This window comes from Gordoniibacillus kamchatkensis (assembly GCF_000829455.1).
GTDB lineage: Bacteria > Bacillota > Bacilli > Paenibacillales > NBRC-103111 > Gordoniibacillus > Gordoniibacillus kamchatkensis.
Map to the genome: position 1 here is coordinate 43,542 of NZ_JXAK01000043.1, position 22,457 is coordinate 65,998.

At 57.6% G+C, this 22,457-nt stretch carries 17 protein-coding genes and 1 pseudogene; 4 read left to right on the plus strand and 14 right to left on the minus strand.

The genetic code is table 11. The annotated features are described in order from the left end of the window. Positions 1 to 8 precede the first annotated feature (8 nt). Both SD70_RS22120 and SD70_RS22125 read right to left on the minus strand, forming a co-directional pair. Positions 9 to 983, minus strand: coding sequence for an aldo/keto reductase (locus SD70_RS22120; protein WP_052487750.1), 975 nt, complete (start codon positions 981 to 983; stop codon positions 9 to 11). Between the two features lie 36 nt (positions 984 to 1,019). After that, the gene (locus SD70_RS22125; protein WP_041049773.1) at positions 1,020 to 1,922 is read right to left on the minus strand and encodes an aldo/keto reductase; all 903 of its coding nucleotides are present in this window, start codon (positions 1,920 to 1,922) and stop codon (positions 1,020 to 1,022) included. Positions 1,923 to 2,342: 420 nt separating this feature from the next. On the opposite strand from SD70_RS22125, the gene SD70_RS22130 reads away from it, so the two are divergent. The 3 genes from SD70_RS22130 to SD70_RS22140 all read left to right on the plus strand — a co-directional run bounded on the left by SD70_RS22130 (position 2,343) and on the right by SD70_RS22140 (position 6,267). Continuing rightward, positions 2,343 to 3,605, plus strand: coding sequence for a serpin family protein (locus SD70_RS22130; protein WP_041049775.1), 1,263 nt, complete (start codon positions 2,343 to 2,345; stop codon positions 3,603 to 3,605). Positions 3,606 to 3,975: 370 nt separating this feature from the next. Then, positions 3,976 to 5,097: an N-acetyldiaminopimelate deacetylase gene (locus SD70_RS22135; RefSeq protein WP_041049809.1), complete on the plus strand. Its 1,122-nt coding sequence runs from the start codon at positions 3,976 to 3,978 to the stop codon at positions 5,095 to 5,097. Between the two features lie 15 nt (positions 5,098 to 5,112). Beyond that, on the plus strand, positions 5,113 to 6,267 hold the full coding sequence (locus tag SD70_RS22140) for an aminotransferase A (RefSeq protein ID WP_041049776.1): 1,155 nt from the start codon (positions 5,113 to 5,115) through the stop codon (positions 6,265 to 6,267). A 147-nt stretch (positions 6,268 to 6,414) separates the two neighbouring features. Here the strand turns inward: SD70_RS22140 and dapA are convergent, their stop codons facing one another. The 10 genes from dapA to SD70_RS22190 all read right to left on the minus strand — a co-directional run bounded on the left by dapA (position 6,415) and on the right by SD70_RS22190 (position 16,862). Beyond that, a complete protein-coding gene (gene dapA, locus SD70_RS22145) occupies positions 6,415 to 7,305 on the minus strand; it encodes a 4-hydroxy-tetrahydrodipicolinate synthase (RefSeq protein ID WP_041049777.1) in 891 nt (296 codons plus the stop codon). Positions 7,306 to 7,362: 57 nt separating this feature from the next. Continuing rightward, positions 7,363 to 8,097: a GntR family transcriptional regulator gene (locus SD70_RS22150; RefSeq protein ID WP_041049778.1), complete on the minus strand. Its 735-nt coding sequence runs from the start codon at positions 8,095 to 8,097 to the stop codon at positions 7,363 to 7,365. A gap of 214 nt (positions 8,098 to 8,311) precedes the next feature. Continuing rightward, positions 8,312 to 9,034 (minus strand): amino acid ABC transporter ATP-binding protein, encoded by a 723-nt coding sequence (locus tag SD70_RS22155; RefSeq protein ID WP_041049779.1) that lies wholly within the window; start codon positions 9,032 to 9,034, stop codon positions 8,312 to 8,314. Next, on the minus strand, positions 9,031 to 9,684 hold the full coding sequence (locus SD70_RS22160) for an amino acid ABC transporter permease (protein ID WP_041049781.1): 654 nt from the start codon (positions 9,682 to 9,684) through the stop codon (positions 9,031 to 9,033). The genes SD70_RS22155 and SD70_RS22160 overlap by 4 nt, the downstream gene beginning before the upstream one ends. A gap of 62 nt (positions 9,685 to 9,746) precedes the next feature. Beyond that, complete coding sequence (locus tag SD70_RS22165) at positions 9,747 to 10,577, minus strand: basic amino acid ABC transporter substrate-binding protein (RefSeq protein WP_052487751.1); 831 nt, start codon at positions 10,575 to 10,577, stop codon at positions 9,747 to 9,749. 572 nt (positions 10,578 to 11,149) lie between these two features. Further along, entirely contained in the window at positions 11,150 to 11,407 is a 258-nt protein-coding gene (locus tag SD70_RS22170) for a hypothetical protein (RefSeq protein WP_041049782.1), read from the minus strand. Between the two features lie 148 nt (positions 11,408 to 11,555). Further along, positions 11,556 to 13,208 carry a copper resistance CopC/CopD family protein gene (locus SD70_RS22175; RefSeq protein WP_041049784.1) on the minus strand — a complete coding sequence of 551 codons (1,653 nt, stop codon included), beginning with the start codon at positions 13,206 to 13,208 and terminating at the stop codon, positions 11,556 to 11,558. Positions 13,209 to 13,285: 77 nt separating this feature from the next. After that, entirely contained in the window at positions 13,286 to 14,134 is an 849-nt protein-coding gene (locus SD70_RS22180) for a DUF72 domain-containing protein (RefSeq protein WP_041049786.1), read from the minus strand. A gap of 164 nt (positions 14,135 to 14,298) precedes the next feature. Then, entirely contained in the window at positions 14,299 to 15,684 is a 1,386-nt protein-coding gene (locus SD70_RS22185; protein WP_041049788.1) for a glycine--tRNA ligase, read from the minus strand. Between the two features lie 482 nt (positions 15,685 to 16,166). Continuing rightward, a complete protein-coding gene (locus tag SD70_RS22190) occupies positions 16,167 to 16,862 on the minus strand; it encodes an ArsR/SmtB family transcription factor (protein ID WP_041049790.1) in 696 nt (231 codons plus the stop codon). Positions 16,863 to 17,067: 205 nt separating this feature from the next. Between SD70_RS22190 and SD70_RS22195 the strand changes: the two are divergent. Next, positions 17,068 to 17,987, plus strand: a pseudogene (locus tag SD70_RS22195) (DMT family transporter). Positions 17,988 to 18,560: 573 nt separating this feature from the next. On the opposite strand, the gene SD70_RS22200 reads toward SD70_RS22195, so the two are convergent. Beyond that, on the minus strand, positions 18,561 to 19,916 hold the full coding sequence (locus tag SD70_RS22200) for a dicarboxylate/amino acid:cation symporter (protein WP_041049792.1): 1,356 nt from the start codon (positions 19,914 to 19,916) through the stop codon (positions 18,561 to 18,563). Between the two features lie 230 nt (positions 19,917 to 20,146). Further along, positions 20,147 to 22,457, minus strand: a 2,311-nt coding sequence (locus SD70_RS22205; RefSeq protein WP_231571401.1) for an RCC1 domain-containing protein, incomplete at its 5' end; no start/stop codon positions are given.

The window sequence follows — 22,457 nt, forward strand, 5'->3', positions numbered from 1 at the left end:
ACCGTTCATTACCCTTGCAATGCTTGGCGAATCGTCTCGACTTCTTCAGCATTTAGCGGTTTGCCTGCGGCTTGGGCATTGGATTCCACCTGCCGGGCATTTTTAAACCCGGGAATCACGCAAGCATTCGCCGATTGCGCCAACGCATATTGAATGGCGACGCGAACCAAATCTTGTACATCGCTGCCGAAACGTTCTTTGATCGGCTGCAGCTTGCGCCGGATATCCAGCAAACGCTCTCTCGTATAAGCTTGATTGGACGACCGTATATCTCCTTCGCCGAACTGGGGAGGATGATCCGGATCAAACTTATCCAGCAATAACCCTTGCGCCAGCGGGCCGAAAAGTACCATGCCCACATTTTGCTCTTCCGCCCACCGGAACAGGTTCGTTGCCGGCCGATCGAACTCATTGCCGAACGCGTTATAGTGGAACTGCAGCACATCCGGACGAGTGACCGGGCATACCCGCATGAAATCCGCATAGCTGTATGCCGATTGGCCGATGACGCGAACTTTGCCTTCTTTTTGCAGCTCGCGCATCGTTTCGGCCGCACCCTTCAGATACTGGTCGTTCGGGCCGAAATTCGCATTATGAAAATAATAAATGTCCACGTAGTCCGTGCCCAAATTCGTCAGCGTCTGCTCGAGCTGGTGGCGAATATGGACAGGCTGCATCGCATTGGGAGCGGTACCTCTGAACCAGCCCACTTTGGAAGCGATAATGACGGAGTCGCGGGGAATTTCCCGCAAAAATGTCCCGATCACCCGTTCCGAGTGCCCGTCGCCATAAACATCGGCCGTATCCAAATGGTTGATGCCAAGCTCATGCGCTTTGCGTAAGCCGGCAAGAGATTCGTTATCGTCATTGCCCGACCATCCGACGGGATTCCCGTCCCGCCACGACGGCCCGCCGATCGCCCAGCAGCCCAGGCTGACCTCGCTTACCTTGAGTCCCGAACGTCCCAGTACGCGATATTCCACACAATCACCTTTTCCGGAATAGTATTTTCACGGTTATCAATTCGGGCCTTCTCCTGCTTCTTGCAGGCGCCGCTTCGCCTCTTCATAAACTTCTTGGGGGAGTTTTCCTTTTTGCGCGACCCGCAAATTTTCCTCCAGGTGTTCGGGGTTCTTCGTTCCTACGATCGTCGTCGTCATGCCGGGATGGGACAGTGTGAAACGAAGCAGGAAAGCGGTGCGGCTCTCGCCTTCCTCCAGCAGCTCATCGAGATTGGCTTTCGTCCAGGCTGCCCACCGATCGGCGTTTCCGAGGCCTACGCCCGGCTCTCCGCGCCCTACTCCGCCTCGAATGATCGTTCCAGCACCCGCTTCGGCGGCCTTCGTGATGATGTTTTCATGAGCCCGTTCCAAGGCGGAATAAGGAATCTGGAAGGAGTCGAATACTCCGCTATCGATATAAGCGGCGATATGAGGAAGCGTAGAGGAAATGCCGATCCAGCGCACTTTGCCCGATGCTTGAATTTCCTTCAGCACGTCGACCAGATGGCCTTCCTCCGTTTGTTCGACCGTCGGATTATGAAGCTGCAACAAATCAATATAGTCCGTCTTCATTCTCCGCAAGCTCGTTTCAATATTGTGAAGCAGATTGTCTCTCGTCCATACGTGAGGCGTTTCGTCATGGTCCCCTGCGTTCACAACCGTACATCCGCATTTGGTGGCCAGGATGTACTCGCTGCGGCGGTGGCTGATGAATTTGCCGATATACTCCTCGCTTAAACCGTAATCATAGGCGGTATCGATAAAGTTGATGCCCGCATCCAGAACGGCGTTCAAAATTCGTTCGGCCTCTCCATCGGTGACTGGCCGTCCGTTCCAAATCCGGGGACCTCTGATTTCCATTGCGCCGAAGCCCAGTCGTGTCACTTCCAGTCCGGTTCTGCCCAAAACAGCTTTTTGCATAGATATCGCCTCTTTTCGTTGATTAGTTTGGTGATGCCGGTTCGCCGCTCTTTCGATAAATCCGTTACGCGGATCTGTGACGGCAAATGGAACTTGCAGGTTTCAATGTTCTCCATGGCGCCCGGGCAGGATCCTCCCTATGCGGCAACAGACTTTGCGAATGCGCTTCCAAATCCGCTTCCGACAAAGGACCCCGGCAACCATAATCTTCCTCATTTCCCTCCCTCGACCGTATTCCCTTCAGATCAATATTATAACTAGGCCGCAGTATCTTTGTAAGAACTGAAAAAATGTATAGTCAGTTACCTTCGTGTAACTGGGGCGTACCGGATCAGGTGACAGCGATTATCGAACCCCCGTGCAACCTTCAGCCGCGGCAAGCCGTCAGGTAGGGCATACAAAGCCGAAGGGGGCAGCGAAATGAAGAAAGGGATAAAGGCGAAGGCGCTACTCTCCGCCATGCTTGGCGCATGCGGGATGCTGGCAGCCTGCTCGCAGGCGCAGCCGCCGGCGCCGGAGCTGACGACGCGGGACCGGGCAGCGCTCGCGCAGCAAGTCGACGCGCGGGTCGCGCAGGCCACGAATGCGTTCGGACTGGAGCTGGCGCGCCGGCTTACAGAGGAGCGTCCCGGCGCTAACGTCATCGTGTCCCCGACAAGCCTTATGCAGGCTCTGGCTATGACATGGAACGGAGCCGCCGGGGAGACGCGCGCTGCGATGAGCAAAACGCTGCGGCTGGAAGGCGGGCTGACCGCGGATGACGTCAACCGGTCCGAACGGGCGCTGACGGAGCTGCTGCAAAAATCGAGCCCCGGCGTGCAGCTGATGACGGCGAACTCGCTCTGGCTGCAGAAAGGCTGGCCGTTCCGCAAAGACTATTTGGACACGATGCAGCAGTCGTACGGGGCGATGCTGAAGGAAGCCGATTTGACGGCACCAAGCACAAGGAAAGAGTTGAACGGATGGGTGAGCAAAAAGACAAACGGCCGCATCCCGACGATCCTCGACGAGCCGGTTCCTTCATTAACGAAGCTAATGCTGCTGAACGCGCTTTATATGAATGCCGCATGGCAAACGCCGTTCAACACGAATGCGACGAGCGACGCGGATTTCACGCTTGGCGACGGAAAAGTGAAGCGCGTGCCGATGATGCACCAGACAGGGCGGTTCGCTTACGACGAGGAAGACGAGTATCAGGCGGTGCGCTTGCCATACGGAGAGTTTCAGCTGTCGATGCTCATCGTGCTGCCTAAGCCGGACGCCGACAGAAAGAAGCTGGCGGAGCGGCTGTTCGCCGACCCTTCCTTTTGGACGAAACCGTTCCAGAGCTTCTCCGGCGAGCTGGCGCTGCCCCGCTTCCGCGCGGATACGGCGCTGACGCTCGGCGATACGCTCGCAGCGATGGGCATGGGGATCGCCTTCGATCCGAAAAAGGCCGACTTCAGCGCGATGGCGGACACGAGCCGGGACCCGCTCCACATCAGCAAGGTGCTGCACAAAACGTACCTGGACGTGACGGAGAAGGGAACGGAAGCGGCAGCCGCGACGCTGGTCATGGGCGCGGCCGGCTCGGCGCCGCCTAGCGGCAAATTCCGGATGACGGTGGACCGCCCGTTCTGGGTGGCGATAACGGACGACCAAGTCCATTCGCTGCTGTTTGTCGGGGCGGTGGAACGGCCTTAGCTCTACAACTTATTTCCGATTGACGATCGACGTCGCCTTCGCTTGCGTGAAGAGAAGCAAATAGTCGCGGCCGCTCGGAATAAACAATCGCTCGATCCGTTGCAGGGACTTTCTTCCACATGGTGAAGCAGCGGACGGCCGCCTGCATCGCCTCTTCCGCATGCGCTTGTGTCGCTTTGCTGACGAGGCCGATCACATGCCGGTGTCCGTTTCGGCAGAATATATCTATGAATTTGTTATACTCAGTATTATATGTTATTGACAACTTATAGGACAAGCATTAAAATGCAGACATAATAAATTGCTGCAAGCGGTTACTTCGTTTTGGGAGGGGACGTACGTGCAGGCAGCTGCGCAACCATTTATCGAGATGCGGAGACGACTCCATCGGATTCCCGAGGCTGGATTTAAGGAATTCAAAACGCAGCGGTTGCTGCTCGATTATTTGGCGATGCTCCCGCAGACCGGCATGCAAATCAGAACGTGGCACACCGGAATTCTGGTACACATCGACGGTACCAATCCCAAGAAGCGCATCGGTTACCGGGCCGACATGGACGGCCTGCCGATCGAGGAAGAAACGTCCTTGCCCTTTCGCTCGCTGCACCCCGGCTACATGCACGCCTGCGGCCACGATATGCATATGGCGATCGCCCTCGGCGTATTGGCCCGCCTTCTGGAATGGCCGGTGGACGACGACGTCGTCTTCTTGTTCCAGCCGTCGGAAGAAGGGCCGAGCGGGGCCAGGCTGATGGCGAAAAGCAGCGAGTTCGCCGAGTGGAAACCAGATTTGCTCGTTGCGCTTCATATTGCGCCGGAGCATCCTGTCGGCACGATTGCGGTCAAGCCCGGCGCGCTGTTTGCCGGCGTAGCCGAGCTGGCCATTCAATTGGCCGGCACGGGAGGGCACGCCGCTTTCCCGCATGCGGCCAACGACATGGTGATTGCCGCCTCGCACCTTGCGGCCCAATTGCATACGATCGTGTCCCGCAATGTCGATCCGCTTGACGCTGCCGTGCTGACGATCGGCCGAATCGAGAGCGGAACCCGGCAGAACATCATCGCCGATCAAGCCCGGCTGGAGGGCACTATTCGCGCGTTCGACAGCGAGACGATGAGATGCGTGCAGGAGCGTGTGAATACCCTCGTCCGCGGCATCGAAACCGGCTTCGCGTGCAAAGCCGAGGTCGATTATGTCGGTGCGGTCTGTCCAGCCCTGATCAACGACGAGGTGCTGACGCGCCAGTTCATGGACTGGGCGCGGCACGTAGACGGCGTGCGGCTGGCCGAATGCCGGCCTGCGATGACCGGGGAAGATTACGCCTATTTCCTGCAGGAGGTGCCGGGCTTTATGTTCTGGCTTGGTGTCGATTCCCCGCACGGCTTGCATCATGCCCGGCTCGATCCGCAGGAAGAAGCGATCGGCGTCGCGATCCGCCTGGTATCGGAGTATATCGCTTGGCAATCGGCTAACGCTGCACACCATGAATGAGGAGACGATCACCCTATGGAACATTTAATCAATAAGCAAGTCTTGGATATCCAGGTTTCCAACATCCGCAAATTTTCCGAAATGGCCGCCAAGTACGATGACGTCATTACGTTTGCGATCGGCCAGCCGGACTTTGCGACGCCGGAGCACGTGAAAGCAAGCGGCAAGCTGGCAATCGACCGGAACCGCACCGAATACACGACGAACGCCGGCCTGCCTGAGCTTCGGCAGGCAGCCGCCCGATTCGTTTCCCACAAATACGGGTTGAACTATATCCCCGACCATGAGATCATCGTCACGACCGGCGCCAGTCAAGGCATCGACATCGCCTTTCGAACGATCTTGTCGGAAGGCGACGAGGTCATCCTGCCCTCGCCGGTGTATCCTGGCTACGAGCCCCTCATCAAGCTGTGCGGCGCAATCCCCGTCTACTTCGATACTACGGAGGATCAGTTTCGGATCAACCCCGACCGGCTGAAAAACGCCATCACCACCAAGACCCGGTGCATTGTCATCCCGTCGCCGAACCCAACTGGGATTACGTTCGATGCGGAGAGCTTGGAGAGATTAGCCGAGTCGCTGCAGGACAAAGAGATCTTCCTCTTGTCCGACGAAATTTACAGCGAGCTGACGTACGAAGGCCGGCACCACTCCATCGCGGCCGTTCCCTCCATGCGGGAGAAGACGATCGTGATCAACGGGCTTTCCAAATCCCACTCGATGACAGGCTGGCGAATCGGGTTGACGTTCGCGCCGGCTTACCTCACGAAACAAATGATTAAGGTACACCAGTACAGCGCCACCTGCGCCTCGTCGATCTCGCAACACGCAGCGATCGAAGCGCTGACGACCGGCATGGACGACGCGCTCTCCATGAAGGATGTTTACAGAAAAAAACGGGACTACGCCTACGGCAGACTTACGGCTATGGGTTTCGATGCACACATGCCGAACGGTGCTTTCTACATCTTCCCGTCCGTGAAGAAATTCAACGCCAGCTCGTTCGATTTCTCCGTAGATCTGCTTCAGCAGGAACATGTCGCGGTCGTGCCGGGTGTCGCTTTTTCTCCTTACGGAGAAGGGTTCGTCCGAATCTCCTATGCCTGCTCCATGGACGACTTGAAGACTGGCCTCGACCGGATCGAACGCTACGTCCGCTCCTTGGACTGACTTTAAATTCAAACAAGACTACGAAAAAGTTGCGGCGCAAAGGATCCTTTGCGCCGCAACTTTTTGCACGACTTCGGCTGAAAAAAAAGATTGAGCGGCTGCTTTCAACTGCTCAATCTTTTATCGCTTCCTCGCCGTTCTGGCACCCTAGCGCACGCTGAGCGCCGCCATTGCGGCGTCCAGCTCTGCGATCGTAGCGGCCGATGGATCGACGAGCGGTGTCGACACCGAGCCCGTTGCCAAGCCGATCCGGTTCATCGCCGCCTTCAACGGCCCGGGGTTGCCTTCCTTGAAGATCGCTTTAAATAGCGGGTAGTAGGCGATGCTCATATCGACCGCCTGCCGGTACTGGCCCTGCTGCGTCAGCTCCCACATGCGCACCCATACGTCAGGCACGAGGTTGGCGCTTGCCATGACGGCGCCCTGCGCGCCCAATATAAATTCCGATACCGCAAGGAACTCCTCGCCGCTCAGCACGGCGATCTTATCGCCCACGCGCCGCAGAAGATCGATAAACTGCCCGAGATCCGGCGAGCATTCCTTAATGCCGATGATGTTCGGAATTGCCGCCAAAAGTGCCTCGACCGTCTCCGGCTTCATGTTCACGCCGGTTTTATACGGAATGTTGTACAGGAAGATCGGCATGTCGACCGCCTCGTCCAATCGGCGGAAGTAATCCAGAAACCCTTGTTGCGTCGGATTTACGTAATAAGGCGCTACCGGCATGATCGACGCGACGCCAGCTTCTTTGGCGAACAGCGCCATCTCGATCGTGTCGCCGATGCCCGGCGCAATGATGCCTGCCACGATCGGCACGCGCCCGCCTGCTTCACTGACCGCGATCGTTATCGCCTGCTTGCGCGCCTCCGGCGTCAGGGCCGGGTACTCGCCGGTGCCGCCGAGCATCAGAATGCTGCTTACGGCGTTGTCAATCTGAAACCGGATCAAGCGGCGCAACTGCTCTTCGTTCACCGAACCGTCTTCGCGAATCGGCGTCACCAGCGCCGTCATAATGCCTCTATATGCTTTCGCTTTCATTGTACACTCTCCCCATCGGCAATACTGACGACCGGGAGCGCGAATTGGAATGCGTCCCTACGTCTGGGATACCGCGTTTTTGTAGTTGACGAAATACTTGGTCGTCTCCGTCTTTACATAGTAAACGTTCACATGAATCGGCTCCATGCCTTCCGCATACGACATCCGCGTAATTTTCAGCAGCGGCGCGCCGATCGGAATGTGAAGCACGCCCGCGATATACGGCTCCGCCGCGACCGCTTCAATCTCTTCTTCTACGTCCGTAAACGTCGTGCCGTTCACTTCGTTGAGCAGTTGCTCGATCGAGAGAAACGTCGTGTTTTCCTCGAATACTTCAAACGGCACGATCGGGCGCACGTAATATTCCAAATAAACGACGGGCTCGCCGTCCATATAGCGAATCCGCGTCAGACAAATGAGCTCCGTGTCCTGCTCTTCTTTGAGCAAGGCGGCATAATGCGGCTCCGCCCGCTTTTGCTTGGAGATCGTCTTGGACCAAATTTTTTGCCAATCCTTGGAGTAGTGGTTCCGAAAGCCGGTCATCAGCGTCCATAGCCGCTTCTCTTCCGGCTGACGGTTAGCCACGAATGAGCCTTTTCCTTGAACGCGATAAATATAGCCGTCGCTCTCCAACTGCTTGAGCGCTTCGCGTACAGGCGTGCGGCTGACCTGGAACATTTTTTCCATTTCCGCTTCGGAAGGAAGCATGTCGCCTGCCTTGTAGGCGTCGTTTACAATCTTATCCCGAATCGAATCGTAAATATTTTTATATGCAGGCTGTCTCTTCGTCATGACGGTGCCTCGCTCGCTTTCGTACGATCAATGTTCATTCACTTCTGAATGTTCAATCACTTCGATTTTGAAGGACGGAACTCCTGCTCGCCCTCCAAAAATATCCAATCGCACGAAGAAAGCCGGGGCCGTCCGAGCGTCAGTGTTCCTTACGCCGGGAACCCTATGGCGCAGACAACCGCGGACGGGAACAAAAGCATGAGATGGAGACGAGCTACAGCACTTTGGATAAAAAGAGCTTCGTTCTCTCGTTCTGCGGGCTGACGAACATCTCGCCCGGTTTCCCTTCTTCGACGACCATTCCATTATCCATGAAAATAACCCGGTCCGCCACCTCTCTCGCGAACCCCATTTCATGGGTAACGATGATCATCGTCATGCCTTCCTTCGCCAGCTGCCGCATGACCTGCAGCACTTCTCCGACCATCTCCGGATCGAGTGCGGAGGTCGGCTCGTCGAACAGCATGACGTGCGGCTCCATCGCCAGCGCGCGGGCGATGGCTACCCGCTGCTGCTGACCTCCTGACAAGCTGCGCGGATACGCATCGGCTTTGTCAGTCAGCCCGACCTTCTTCAGCAATTCGCGAGCCAGAATCCCCGACTCCGTCTTCGATTTGCGGTTCAGCTTCGTCGGCGCGAGCGTGATGTTCTCCAGTGCCGTCATATGCGGGAACAAGTTGAACTGCTGGAACACCATGCCCATTTTGCGACGGAACTTATTGATGTCCGTTCGGGGATCGAGCAGGTTCTCGCCTTCGACCCAAACGTCCCCCGAGGTAGGTGTCTCCATAAGATTAAGACAACGGAGCAGCGTGCTTTTTCCCGAACCGGACGGCCCGATGATGCAGACGACCTCCTGCCGTTCGACCTGAATAGAAATGTTCTTCAGCACTTCATGATCGCCGAATGATTTGCTTAGCCTTTTGACCGTAATCATGAAACCGCCACCTTCTTCTCCACCCAGCGGGACGCAACAGTCAAGGCGTAATTGATGATGAAATACATCAGGCCTACCAAGGTCAGGATTTCAAATGACTTAAAATTCATCGCATAGATGGACTGCCCCTCCATCGTCAGTTCCGCGACCCCAATGACCGACAGCATCGAAGTATCCTTGATGCCGATAATGAACTGGTTAATGAAGGCCGGAGTCATGCGTCGTACGGCCTGCGGCAGTATGATGAGCCGCATGGCGACGGCGTACGAAAAACCGAGCGAACGGCCCGCCTCCATCTGGCCGCGGTCGATCGACTCGATCCCCGCCCGGAACACTTCGGCCAGATAGGCGCCGATATTGATGCTTACCGCAAAAATACCCGCCGCAAGTGGGGAGAAGTTAACATGGAACACGGTCGGCAATCCGAAGTAAATAAACAGAATCTGGATCAGCAGCGGCGTTCCACGAATCAGGTTGATATAGGCGGCGGCAACGCTGCGCAGGATGACATTGCCCGAGATCCGCATCAAACCCGCGAACAAGCCGATAATCGTAGCCAACACGAGTGACGCGAGCGCAATTAGCACTGTGTAAGACAAGCCTTTCAGGAGCGTCGGCAACGCATCCGACATTACTCCCCAAAACTCCATACCGATGTCTCCCCTTTGCTGGAAAGAAAAACTAGCCAATTGTGCCCGTTTTTTAAGCCTGTTTATTTTGTGCCGAAATAGCTGTCATATAATTTTTGATAGGCGCCGTTCTCCCGAACTTTTTTCAAGCCGTCGTTAAGTTTGTTCAGCAGGTCTGTCTTCCCTTTCACGACTGCGATCGCGGCATCTTCATTCGTCAGTTTGTCACCAACGATGCGGAGCTTCGCTTTGTCGCCCTCCTGCTTCAGCTTGTACGCCACAGCCGGGAAGTCGATGACGAGCGCGTCGGCGTTGCCGCTTTCGACGTCCAGGTACAACGTATCGCTCGACTGCAGCAGGCGCTGTTTGGCGCCGTATTGCTGAGCCAGCTTCTCCGTCACGCCGACTCCTTCCGTTCCTTGCGTGGCGCTGACCGTCTTGCCCTTAAGGTCCTCCATCTTCTGAATGGGACCGTCCTTCTTCACGACAAGGGCATAGCCTGCAGAAAAATACGTTTCCGTGAAATCGACGACTTTCTTGCGGTCCTCACGGGCGCCGATGAACGAGATGGCGGCATCGACCTGCTTGGCCTGCAGTGCCGGGATGATGCCGTCAAACTTCATTTCTTTCCATTCCACTTTCAGGTTCTCTTCCTTCGCGATCAGTTCCATGAGCTCGATGTCGAAGCCGGTTAACTTACCATCCTTTTTAAAGTCGAACGGGGGGAAGTTGTTGATCGCGGCGACGCTAATAGTCGTAGATGCCGATTGCGCCGATTGCCCCGCTTGGCTCGGAGCCGCAGTTCCTGCCGGTGTGGCGTCTTTGCCGCTGCAAGCTCCCAGTGCGAGAACGATCAAACCCGAAATCAACGTCATTGCGGTAAAGCGTTTGGCCTTTCCATGCTTTGTCATCATCAGGCACACCTCTGCAATTGGAATTTGGGATAACGTTTGATAGCGGTTTCGTATACGATTAAGACAATAGTACAGTCTGAATGAGAGCGTTGTCAATAACATATGATACTAAGTATTAATAATTTGTATTCAATTGTTACTACCTGTCGATAATGATGCCGAGCCCACTTAAAAAATGGGCGGCCTGACTATGGAGGTCAGGTCGCCCAACAGACTCATGCTACTATAATTCTTATGGTTGTTCCGTCGCGGAAAACTCATCACCCCGCCGGCGGCAGTTGTCGCTCGCGCCGCAGTCGGGGTGTCGTCTTATACACGCTATAGCTGCATTCGTCGCCTTCCTGCGTTTTTCCAGACGCTTAGTCCGAGCTCGGCATCTTTATGCCGTTGTTCAGCGTCAGGCCGACTTTAAGCGGTTGATGTGTCATCTTCGCTTCATCCATAGCCAGCATTATGCGGATACCATTTTATCATAAGCGCCCGCCAATCCAAAAATGCAAAACCCGCCTCCGGGCGTTCGCGCGCGCCCTTGGTGCGGGTTTTCGATTGCGATTGCTGCGTGCTTTGCGTGCTTATTGCAAGCTTTGCAAATCTTCCTTCTCCTCCGCCAGCGTTTGCTGCGCCAGCTCCAGACCGTTGTTGTGCGTATGCCCTTTTGCTTGCTCCACGGATCGCTCCGCTTTCCCCAGAGCGTTCTCGGCCTGCTCGATCATCTGCTCCGTAGGATGCGTCTGCGCCTGATTGACGGCGTGGCGCAGCTTCTCCACGGACTGCTGCGCCTGCGACACCGGATTTTGCGACTGCAGGCTGGACTCCTTCAATTCGGCCATAGGCTTCGTTCCTCCTCCCGGTATGCGGTTCGGGTTTCCGTTACATTGTGAGGAATAATCGGCCGTTTTATGCACAGCGGGCCATATATGCCAGGGCAGGTGCATTCCCGAACTGAAACGCTTTAAATGCGAACCGTCAGGGCAGCATTCAAAAAATGCGCATATCCTGCGTCCATACCCGCTCGTCGTCGTTCGCGTCGCGAACCGTAAGCTCCACCCGCCATTTGCCGGGGAACGGCAAGTACGGCCCTTCCGTCAGGAAAGCGGTCAGGCTCGCCCCGGGCCGCACTTTCCGCGCATCGGTCTCCACCCGCTCCAGCGGCACTTCGATCGGCGCGACTTCGGGGTGGCTGAGCGGCTTCAGCTTCATCTGCACGAGCTTCACAGCCGGCTTCGCGTTATCTTGCGTAATATAGACGGCGAACTGATTCGGCGCGGCGCCCGGTACGTTCGGCGTTATCGATACGGTGCGCGCCACCCCGGGCTCCTGCGTCTTCCAGTTCAGCGGCGCATTTTGCGGTGTCGGCGACAAATAGGTGAAGATGCCGACAACGCCGACGATAGCGAGCATGAGCGCAATATCCGCTTGCAGCCAAGCGTGCAGGCGCCGGTCGTCTTCACGGCGCCGCATCATTCGCCGCAGCTTCGCTCCTGTAGCGACGACGAGCGCCACGAGTCCCAGCTTCGCAAGCAGCCAGAGGCCCCAACCCGTAAACACGAGGTCTGTCAGCTTCGGAACGTAACGGAACACAAGCAGCGAACCGGTGACCGCCAACACGGCGACGCTGTAGAGCGCCGCCCGCGAGAAGCGCGGGAGGAACGCCCGCACTGCTTCCGGGTGGCGCCGGTACAGCACGGCCACGATGCCGAGGCCTCCAGCCCAAAGCGTGCCTGCGGCCAGATGCAGCACATCCGGCACAACCGCGCTCCATACCGGCGATGCGGCGAGCGGGTGGCCGGCCAGCGCCTTGGCGACCAGCGCGGCCGCAATCCAGGCCGCCTCCATTGCCCTGTTGCGGCCGGTGATGATGTAAGCGGCCAACGACACCGCCGCGAGAGCAAGCCACGACCAGCCGGCGGAAGTGCGGAACCAAAGGTCGCTAATATTGCTCCACGTTATGTCCCCGACGGCATCAATCGTCTGCAGCGCGATCGTCTCCAGCACAAACAGCGCGTTCAGGTGGCGCCAGTAACGGAGCCATCTGCCATAGCGCATCGCGGCGTCCTCGTCGCTTTGCAGCGGCACGTACGGCTTCCACCACAGCCATCCGAGCAGCATGAGGAAGAAGAAATAGTGCAGCATTCTGAAGCTGTAGACGGTTTCGAGGTGTTTATGGCCGAGCTCTACGGCTTCCGTCGTTCCGGTTGGCTTGCCGATCGTCAGCACATACGATTCGGCAACGGGATGTCCATCGGCGGAAATGATATGGTAGCTGACCGTGTACAAGCCGTCCGCCAGCTTCGGCAGCTCGACGCTGATCTGCCGCTGGTCCTGGCTCATGACGGCGGGTGGTGTGATCACCTTGGCCCCTTTTTCATCAATGACCGTAATCGAATACAGCTCTTTCTCGAGCCGCTCGTTGAACGTGAGCCGAATGCGTTCCGGGGCGGCGGCTACCGTGCTGTTCGGGGCCGGCACTGCCTCGGTCAGCACCGAGTGGGCCGCCGCCTCGCGGCCTGGCCAGCACAACAGAGCCGCCGCCAGCACGACAGTCAGCAGCAAAACCGTTAATGCGCGCACGCGTATGCCGCGGCCCGGCAGCGCATACGCAGCTTTCCTTTCTCGCCCGCTTGTCCGCATAACCGATCACCTCCTGTCTAGCCTAACCTAAACCGCGTCGCTTCAGAGGCGGAACTGGTCTCGCTCCCGGCCGCCGGCTACAGCTCGAACAGTTCAAGCTGTCCCGGCGCCTCGCCCGCATAAGAGAGGCCGAGCAGCGCCATCATCTGTCTGGCGTTCGGCACCGCGTCGCCGCCGGAATTGTTGTTGAACAGCAAGCAGACGTGCCGCGACTGCCGCTGCAGCTCTGCGAGCCGCTCCGCCCATTCGCTCAGCTCGGCCTCCGAATAGCGGTACAGACAGCGCACCTGGCGCCGGTTCGGACCTTTGTCGACCCAGCCTGCCGCGTTGCGGCCGTGGAAGCGAACGATCGTCAGCTCCGGATGCGTCGCCTGCGGCACGATCGGGATCGAGCCTTCCCCGGCCTGCGGCTCGTCGCATACGGCGTGAATCCAGCCTTCGCGTTCCATAAAAGCCAGCGTCTTGTCCGCCATGTCCGGCGTAAACCAGCTGCGGTGGCGGAACTCCAGCGCCGCGGGCATATCGCCGAGCAGCTCCTTGGTCGCCCGCAGCACGTTTACGTTCTCGCGCGTGCAATCGAACCAAGGCGGATATTGGAACAGCAGCGCCACCAGCTTGCCAGCCCGGCGCAGAGGCTCAACCGAAGCCAGGTACGACCGAAACAGCTCTGCCCGCTCGGCGACCGTTTCGCTGCTCCGGTCGTGGCCCGTCAGCCGCGAGTACGCCTTCACAATAAAGCCGAAATCGGCCGGCACCTCAGCCGCCCACCGGGCATACGTCTCCGGACGCAAGATGGCGTAATACGCGCTGTCGACTTCGACAATCGGAAAATGGCGCCCATAGACGCGCAATCTGTCCTTCTGCGCCACTCCGCCCGCATAGAGCGCTTCATGCTCGGCCCAGCCCGTCACTCCGACGCGGATCACGACTCCCAGCCCCTTCCTGCCTTTAATCTCCCTTCTTCATCGCCAGCAGCCGCTCCGAGGCCGCCGTCATCGCCTTACCCCCCCGCAGCCGGCCTGCGCCCAAAAAGAGCATCGGCTCCAGGCGGCCAAAAAGGCAGGGATCGCTCCCTGCCTCTCACCCCGACTTAAAACTGCAGCTTGCTCTCGATGAACGACCGCAGCTCGGCGATCGGCATTCGCGTCTGCTCCATCGTATCGCGGTCGCGCACCGTCACTTGCCCGTCCTGCTCGGACTCGAAGTCGTACGTGATACAGAACGGCGTACCGATTTCGTCGTGGCGGCGGTACCTCTTGCCGATTGAACCGGCATCGTCGTAATCGACCATGAAATGCTTCGCCAGATCGCTGAAAATCGCCTGCGCGCCATCCGCCAGCTTCTTCGACAGAGGGAACACAGCTGCCTTGATCGGCGCCAGCGCCGGGTGCAGGTGCAGCACCGTGCGGCTGTCGTCGCCCTCCAGCTGCTGCTCCTCGTAAGCGTCGACGAGGAACGCCAGCGTCACGCGGTCGGCGCCGAGCGACGGCTCGATGCAGTACGGGATATATTTTTCGTTGCCGTTCTCCTGATCGACATAGTTGAAATCTTCGCCGGAATGCTCCATATGCTGCTTCAGGTCGTAGTCCGTCCGGTCGGCGATGCCCCATAGCTCGCCCCAGCCGAACGGGAACCGGTACTCGATGTCCGTCGTCGCGTTGGAGTAATGCGACAGCTCATCCTCGGAATGGTCGCGCAAGCGGATCGACTGTTCCTTGATGCCGAGCGCTAGCAGCCACTCCTTGCAGAAGCCGCGCCAGTACTCGAACCATTTCAGATCCTCGCCCGGCTTGCAGAAAAACTCCAGCTCCATCTGCTCGAACTCGCGCGTCCGGAACGTAAAGTTGCCCGGGGTAATTTCGTTGCGGAAGCTTTTGCCGATTTGGCCGATGCCGAACGGCAGCTTTTTGCGCATCGTGCGCTGCACGTTTTTGAAGTTGACGAAGATGCCCTGCGCCGTCTCCGGCCGGAGGTATACGGTGTTGGCGCTCGACTCCGTCACGCCCTGGAACGTTTTGAACATGAGGTTGAACTGGCGGATATCGGTCCAGTCGAACGCGCCGCAGTCCGGGCACACGATGTGATGCTCGCGGATGAGATCCATCATCTGGTCGAACGACAAGCCGTCGACGACCATCTCGATGCCTTTGGCATCGAGGGCGTTTTCGATGATTTTGTCGGCGCGGTGGCGCGCCTTGCACTGCTTGCAGTCGATCATCGGGTCGTTGAAGTTGCCGACGTGGCCGGACGCGACCCATGCCTGCGGGTTCATCAAAATCGCAGCGTCGAGGCCGACGTTGTAAGGCGACTCCTGGATGAATTTGCGCCACCAGGCGCGTTTGACGTTGTTTTTCAGCTCGACGCCGAGCGGGCCGTAGTCCCACGTGTTGGCCAAGCCTCCGTAAATTTCCGAGCCCGGGAAAATGAACCCGCGATGCTTCGCCAGCGCTACCACTTGCTCCATTGTGACACTCATGATTTGAACTCTCCTTCATCTGATATTCGTTCTGTAAAATACAAAAGCCCCCGCCCCCAGACAGGACGGTCCTGTCTAGGGACGAGAGCTGTGCGCTCCCGCGGTTCCACCCTAGTTGATGCAAAACGCCGCCGTACGGGCGTGTTTTGCACTCCCTTTGCATGCTCGTTTTGCCGCTCGGGACTGCCGTTTCCTCGGTTCCGCCGCCCGGGCTTCCACCGTCCCCGGGTCGCTGATCGGCAAGCTTGCAAGTACTATTGATCCTTCATCGCCGCTATCCGATTCGATTGGCAACAGTGTACCGAAATTTTCGGCAAAATGCAACGTCCCGCGGCAAAACCGGGCTGGGGCGTCCGCCCCGGCCGGTCTGATCCCGTGTTCCCGTCTGCGGCTGGCCCAGTTTGGCGAACAGACGATTGAAGCGGCCGCTGATGCAGCACGACAAGTTAGCATGCAGCGTGCGCCGCGTCGGGCTGCTCCAACTACCGGGGAAGCCGGGTCATGCCGAACTGCTCGGACAATCCTTCCCATCCGGTGTCGGTTACGCGCACTGCCCTGTTACCCGGCAATTTTTCGATCCATCCCAGTTCAAACAGCCGTCTCGTCAGCGCGGCCCCCAAGCTTCCCGCCAAATGGTGCCGGCGTTCGCTCCAATCCAAACATGGCCGGGCAAAATGACGGCGGCTCTTGGCGTTCTCTTCGACGCCCACCCCGATCGCCTGCAGTTTCATTTTTCCCGATGCGTTCAAAACAAACTCCTCCCCGGATTTCTCCAGCAGCTTCAATTCGAGAAGTTTGTCTGTCAGCGCGACCCCGACTTGGCCTGCCAAATGGTCGTAACAAGTACGCGCATATTGCAAAGCTTTGAGCCGATCCGATTCCCGCAGCGACCGAACGGGCTTCGCGGGAGCAATTGCTTGCAGCGCCTCCAAGGCGTGTGCGACCTCGCTGCCGGCCAATCGGAAATATTTGTGCCGGCCGTAAGACTCCTGGATAATGAGGCCGCCTTCCACCAGCTTCGCAAGGTGCGAGCTGGCCGTCTGCGGCGAAATCCTGGCTGCGCCGGCCAATTCGCCGGCGGGCAATGCTTTTCCCCCAAGCAGACTAACAAGCATTGCGATGCGGGAAGGTTCGCCGATGAGCGAGGCGATCTCCGCAATGTTCGGGCTTGAATTCATCTCGTCCAGCCTCCCGGAAAATATGCCGAGCACACTTGTTAAACATTCACACTTCGATCATAACCGAAATGTCTCTGCGATACAATTGTATAAAAGAGAGCCGGACTTCCATTCCGCACGGCTCCTTGTTATGATGTTGGAACAAGGTTTTTCGGAATGGGCGTCCCGGAGTTCGGGATCGGTATGATGGGAGGAAGGGATTGCTGTGCCTCGTTCGCTATATGTCGTGTTAGTTTTGCTCAGCCTCATCTGGGGCGGATCGTTCCTCTTTATCAAAATTTTGCTTCCCGACTTCGGTCCTTGGATGATCGCTTTTTTGCGGTCCTTTTTCGGACTCGCCGCTATCACCGTCATTATGCTGGTGCTCAGGAAGCCTTTTGAGCTCCGAAAAATGCCTTGGCTGCCCGTAGCCGTAATGGCCTTGTTCAACACAGCCATTCCGTGGGCCTTCATCGGTTTTAGCGAGACGAGAGTAACAAGCAGCGTGGCATCCGTCCTCAACGCTACAACACCGCTGTGGACAACGGTTGTGGGAGTGGCGTTCTTTAAGGCGGCAACGAACCGGCTGCAATGGCTGGGGATGGCGGTTGCCTTCATCGGCATTATTGTACTGCTCGGTGTAAATCCGGTTTCCATCATATCGGTCGATCCGATAGGCTTTGCCGGCATGATGGCGGCGACGCTCTGTTATGCGGTCGGCTCTCAGTTGTCCAAACGGCTAAAAGGGCTCTCGATGTATCAATTCACGTTCGTCACCTTGCTCTGCTCCGCGATCGGGAGCGGTATAGTCGCATTGTCGGCGGAACCGTCCTCGCTCGCGCGCCTTGCTTCGCCTACGAACATCGCCGCGCTGACCGGGCTTGGCATATTCGGCTCCGGCATCGCTACATTCTTTTTTATTATATGATTCAAAAAGGAAGTCCCGAATTCGCGACTATGGTTACTTATCTTGTGCCGGTAAGCGCCATGATATGGGGATATACGTTGTTGAACGAACAAATCCATTGGAGCTTGCTTACGGGGCTGGCTTTCATACTTGGCGGGGTGTTTATAGCGAGCAAAACCCGCCCAGGGAAGATGGAAGAGCGGCAAGCGAAAGACGTCGCATTGAAAAGCCGAAGCTGACGGGTGGCAGGCGGGTCGGCGGAAAAGGCTTTAGCCTTGTGGCCGATTAAGCGATATTGTGGTGACTTTGTCGGGGATAGGGCGGTTATGCATCTCTTCATTGCAGGCTGACGTTTGAGGCAGTTTCGCAGTATGTTTATCGATGGCGGTTTTGTGTCGGGCTGGGTCCGCACATTCGCTAATTAAAGAAACTGGGCGCTATCACCTCCCTTCGAAGCAACCGAGGCCAATCTAACAAAAAACCGAAACCGAGAAAGCCCGGAACAAGCCAGGGCCGTTGCCTAAAACAAACTATTAATTGCAAATAGCGAGCTTGCACCGTTCCCGCAGGAAGGCAAGCTCGCTTTTTACGTTGCCGAGGGTCCACGGGCAAATTGCGCGGCTCCTGACGGGCCTCTTAAGTCATGCAGTTACCGGCTAGCATCATCCCGGCCCACATTAACCCCGGCAGAACGCCGCCTTCCCCCGCCTGCCGCAACACCCGCGTGCCCGCAAAATAAAAATCTCCGCAGCGGCCGAAGGCCACTCTGCGGAGATAAAAGTCAGCTTGCTAATATAGCGGACCCGAACCGTTTAGGCGTGGTTGAGTTCCAGCGCATCCTCTTCGTCGCGATCGAACGCGGCGCGGTCGAATTCGCCTTCCGAGTTAGCCACGAGCAGCGAGCATACTGTCGTACCCGTCGCGTTGACCGCCGTGCGGCCCATATCCACGATAGCGTCGATGGCAAGCACGAGGCCGAGGCCTTCGATCGGCAGTCCGAGCGCGGTCAGCACGACCGTCGTGGAGATGGACGCGGGACCGGGAACGCCGGCGACGCCGATCGAAGCGATCATGCTCACGAGCACGATAAGGATGTATTCCGAAATGCCGAGCGGAATGTTATACACGCGCGCTACGAAAATCGCCACCACAGCCGGCCATACGCCGCCGCAGCCGTTCATGTTCATCGTCGCACCGAGCGGCGCTACGAACGAAGCGATTTTCGGCGACACGCGCAGACGCTTCGTAATCACCTCAAGGTTGATCGGCAGCGTAGCGTAGCTGCTGCGAGTCGTGAAAGCGACGGCAATCGTCGGGTATGCCTTGCGGAAAAACTTGATCGGATTCACCTTCGCGCCGAAGCCGACAAAGCTGCTGAACGTAATGATGAAGTGAAGCAGAAGCGCAACGTAGGTTGCGGCGACGATTTTGATCAGCGGAAGCAGCGTATCGGCGCCGTATTTAGAAGCCATCGCTCCTACGAGCCCATATACGCCGTACGGTGTGAGGCGGATCACGTATTTCGTTACCTGGAACATCACTTGCACGAACGAATCGATGAACGTTTTGAACGGCTGTACTGTTTCCGGCTTCTTGGCGCTAATGTGCACGATCGCAACGGCCAGGAAAATAGCGAAAATAATGACGGGAAGCACTTTGCCTTGCGCCATTTCATTGATCGTGTTGGACGGCAGCAGGTCGAGAATGACTTGCGAGAACGTCGGAACGGCCCGCGCTTTGAAATCTTTCGGCACCGCTTGCTGGATGCCGGAGCCCGGGTCGAACGCCAGCGCTACAATAAGGCCGATCAGCGCGGCGATCCCGGTCGTGATCAGGAACAGCGCGATCGTTTTGACGCCGATTTTGCGCAGTTGGCCAAGGCTCGAGATCGAGGTGATGCTCTGGATCACGACGGCGAAGACGAGCGGGATTACGAGCATTTTGACCAGGTTGACGTAGATGGTGCCGATCGTGCTCACGCTGGTCGCGTCGAATTTAAAGCTGTTGAAAAATACGCCGGCGATCAAACCGAACGCCAGGGCAATCAGAACGCGAAGGCCGAAATTCACTTTCCGCTTCGCGAGAACGAACAAAATACCGATCAGAACGATGGAGACAAGCAAGCTGAACCAGTTCGTCTGAATGGCATGAATCAAGTTGTTGTTCATGTATTCTCCCCTTCTCCTTATTCCTACCTGACTGGTAGGATTAATCGGCTTCGCACCTATCCTACAGCCGCAGCATAAATCTGTCAAGAGGCTAACAAGCACATGTCAACTTTTTTTTGTAGATGATATTCACGCGAGGTTCGACGTAGGTATATGCGGCGCACGATTTGTATATTCGTCATGGCGAAAAAAATCGCAGCCGCACCTGTCACGGTGGGCTGCGATTGGCTTCAAGGGATCGTCGTCACGGGCGCCGGCGGCGCGGACAGCCGCTGAAACGGCATGTCGCCCAGCCACAGCACCCGGCCGTCGTTCGTCACGGCGGCGTGCCATAAGCTGCCTGGCCCTTCGATGCCGAAATTGTAAGAGGATAGCATGTAGCGAATTTGCCGCACGTCGGCGGACGTATCGTCGAATCTGTCGCGGTAGCGCTCTTCGTGCAGCCGCCCGCTGCCGCTGATCGTGAGCCCGCCGTAAAGCGCCGCGATGCCGGTCTGCACCTGCTTCGTCTGAAAGCTCAGCGGCGCAGCCATATCGTACTGCGTGCCTTCCGGCAGTTTTGCGGTCACTTCGTACACGGCCCCGTCTTCCCCAAGTGCGTAGCCGATAGCGCTGTTCAAGTCGAAGTAGGCCGGTGCTTGCGCGCCCCATGACTTTAATTTCGGCAAGCCAGGGACGCGCTTCAGCTCCGTTTCTGTGTCGGACATAGAAACCGCGGCATACAGCGCCCCGTCCTCCGTCAACGCAACCGGTATCGGGTAGCTGTAAAGGCGTGCCGGCTTCGATTGGGAGGGGAGCCGCAACTCCAGCGGTTTTAGCTCAAATCCGTTCAGTGTAACTCTGATCATTCGGCCGTTGTCCAACCGCGCGAGCAACGTCCGATAGCCATCTTCATTAATGTCGCGAATCGGCGACTGCGCCGTAAAAATTTGGCAGTCGGTTCCCTGATATTGCGTCACAATCAGCTGTCCCGCTTTCGTCAGGAAAAGTCCTTCGGGACGTAGGGGCGCTTTGATCACCTGCTGGCCTATCACCCAAGGCATCAGGCGTCCGTCGCCGTCCATCCGGTATACGTCGCCGTCCTTCAGGAACGTCAATCCTTCGAAGCCGAGCTTGATCAAGGTGGCGCCGTCTTCCAGCGTACCGACCTCCGTCAGCTTCCCGGCCCAATGCTTGCTGCGTCCGAGCTGGCCGTAGCTGTTGCTGCCCCAGCTCAGCACGGTGCCGTCGCGGCGAAGCGCCAGCGCATGGTCGCTGCCGGCCTGAATGTCGACGATATCGGTCAGGCCGCCGATGGGCACGCTACGCTCCGATGAGCGGATATCGCTAGTCAGCGAAGGGAAATCTTCTTGGTCCATTCTGCCCGGGGCGAGCATATCCCGGTTGCTGCCCCAGCCTCGCACCGTACCGTCCCGCAGCAAAGCCAAATTGTAATCGGAACCGCCGGTCACCTTCATCGCCCCCTGTAACCCGGCTAGCCGCTGCAGCTCTTTTGTGTATTCGTTGTAGTGAAACCAGTCGCCGCTGTCCGCAAGCAAGAACAGTGAAGAGAAGTCGGTCGCACCTTCGGCGCGGACGATTTTCGCTCCTTCCGGCAATTCGATAACGGCGCTCTCGGCCGGTTCGGCCGCGTTGCCGTCGACAGACGCCGCTGCCAGCGTGCCGTCTGACTTTAAGAAGTAAGGCGCCCGCATACCGGCGAAAATATCGGCAACGTTCGTAACGTCGGCCTGCGTCAGCACCTCCTCCCATCGATCGCCTTTTCCTATCTCATATTTGTACACGAGCTCCCACGTCCACGCCGTACCGTCTTCCTTCAAAACGGCGAGCCTGTTGTCGTTACTTTGCCGTATACGTTTGACCCGGTCGAGGCCGCTCAGCTTGCGGGGTGTTTTATCGCCTGCTACCAACCACACTTGCCCGGTAGCGTCGAGAGCGAATCTGCCGTCCGTAGCCGTTATAGCCGGCATGCCTTCCACTCGCGCGGGAAAATCCATTGTCTCGGTTATAGAGGCAAAGTCCTGCAGCCCCCACGTAAACAGCGTACCGTCTGACGCAAGGGCATACGATGTGCCGAACCGGTACCCGTAGCCCGCCTCATCGACAAGACGCCTGACCGAGATGGCCTTAATGCCGGTTAGCGGCTCTCCCTGCGGCTGGACGGTCCGCTTGAACACGGAGACAGCATCGGCAGTGGCGCTGCCGGACGGCTTCACCTCCAGCTTGCAGGGCTCGACAGCAAAGCTGTTCGCCGCGGCGAGGCCGCCCGCGTTCGAGCCGTTTGCGTTTGTGGGCCGTATCGGCTCGCTGCCGGCCTCAACCTTCGTGCTAGCCGACTGTGACGTACCATCGCCTTGTATTAGGTCGTTATGGCTCGCCTCAGAATCTTTGCCGGGCAGCGCCATGTCATTTTCAGCTGCCCCCGGGCCACCGTTGCCCTGCGCCGTGCCGCTGTTGCTCTGCGTTTTACCGCTGTTGCTAAGCGTCATGCCGTCGCCGTTCTGCAACATACCACTATTAGCCGGCGTCGTACCACCGCTT

Coding starts and splice junctions, on each gene's coding strand:
- SD70_RS22200 (WP_041049792.1), bottom strand. CDS start 19,916: ATGAACAACAACTTGATTCATGCCATTCAGACGAACTGGTTCAGCTTG.
- SD70_RS22165 (WP_052487751.1), bottom strand. CDS start 10,577: ATGATGACAAAGCATGGAAAGGCCAAACGCTTTACCGCAATGACGTTG.
- SD70_RS22170 (WP_041049782.1), bottom strand. CDS start 11,407: ATGGCCGAATTGAAGGAGTCCAGCCTGCAGTCGCAAAATCCGGTGTCG.
- SD70_RS22185 (WP_041049788.1), bottom strand. CDS start 15,684: ATGAGTGTCACAATGGAGCAAGTGGTAGCGCTGGCGAAGCATCGCGGG.
- SD70_RS22125 (WP_041049773.1), bottom strand. CDS start 1,922: ATGCAAAAAGCTGTTTTGGGCAGAACCGGACTGGAAGTGACACGACTG.
- SD70_RS22135 (WP_041049809.1), top strand. CDS start 3,976: ATGCGGAGACGACTCCATCGGATTCCCGAGGCTGGATTTAAGGAATTC.
- SD70_RS22160 (WP_041049781.1), bottom strand. CDS start 9,684: ATGGAGTTTTGGGGAGTAATGTCGGATGCGTTGCCGACGCTCCTGAAA.
- dapA (WP_041049777.1), bottom strand. CDS start 7,305: ATGAAAGCGAAAGCATATAGAGGCATTATGACGGCGCTGGTGACGCCG.
- SD70_RS22140 (WP_041049776.1), top strand. CDS start 5,113: ATGGAACATTTAATCAATAAGCAAGTCTTGGATATCCAGGTTTCCAAC.
- SD70_RS22130 (WP_041049775.1), top strand. CDS start 2,343: ATGAAGAAAGGGATAAAGGCGAAGGCGCTACTCTCCGCCATGCTTGGC.
- SD70_RS22190 (WP_041049790.1), bottom strand. CDS start 16,862: ATGAATTCAAGCCCGAACATTGCGGAGATCGCCTCGCTCATCGGCGAA.
- SD70_RS22155 (WP_041049779.1), bottom strand. CDS start 9,034: ATGATTACGGTCAAAAGGCTAAGCAAATCATTCGGCGATCATGAAGTG.
- SD70_RS22175 (WP_041049784.1), bottom strand. CDS start 13,208: ATGCGGACAAGCGGGCGAGAAAGGAAAGCTGCGTATGCGCTGCCGGGC.
- SD70_RS22150 (WP_041049778.1), bottom strand. CDS start 8,097: ATGACGAAGAGACAGCCTGCATATAAAAATATTTACGATTCGATTCGG.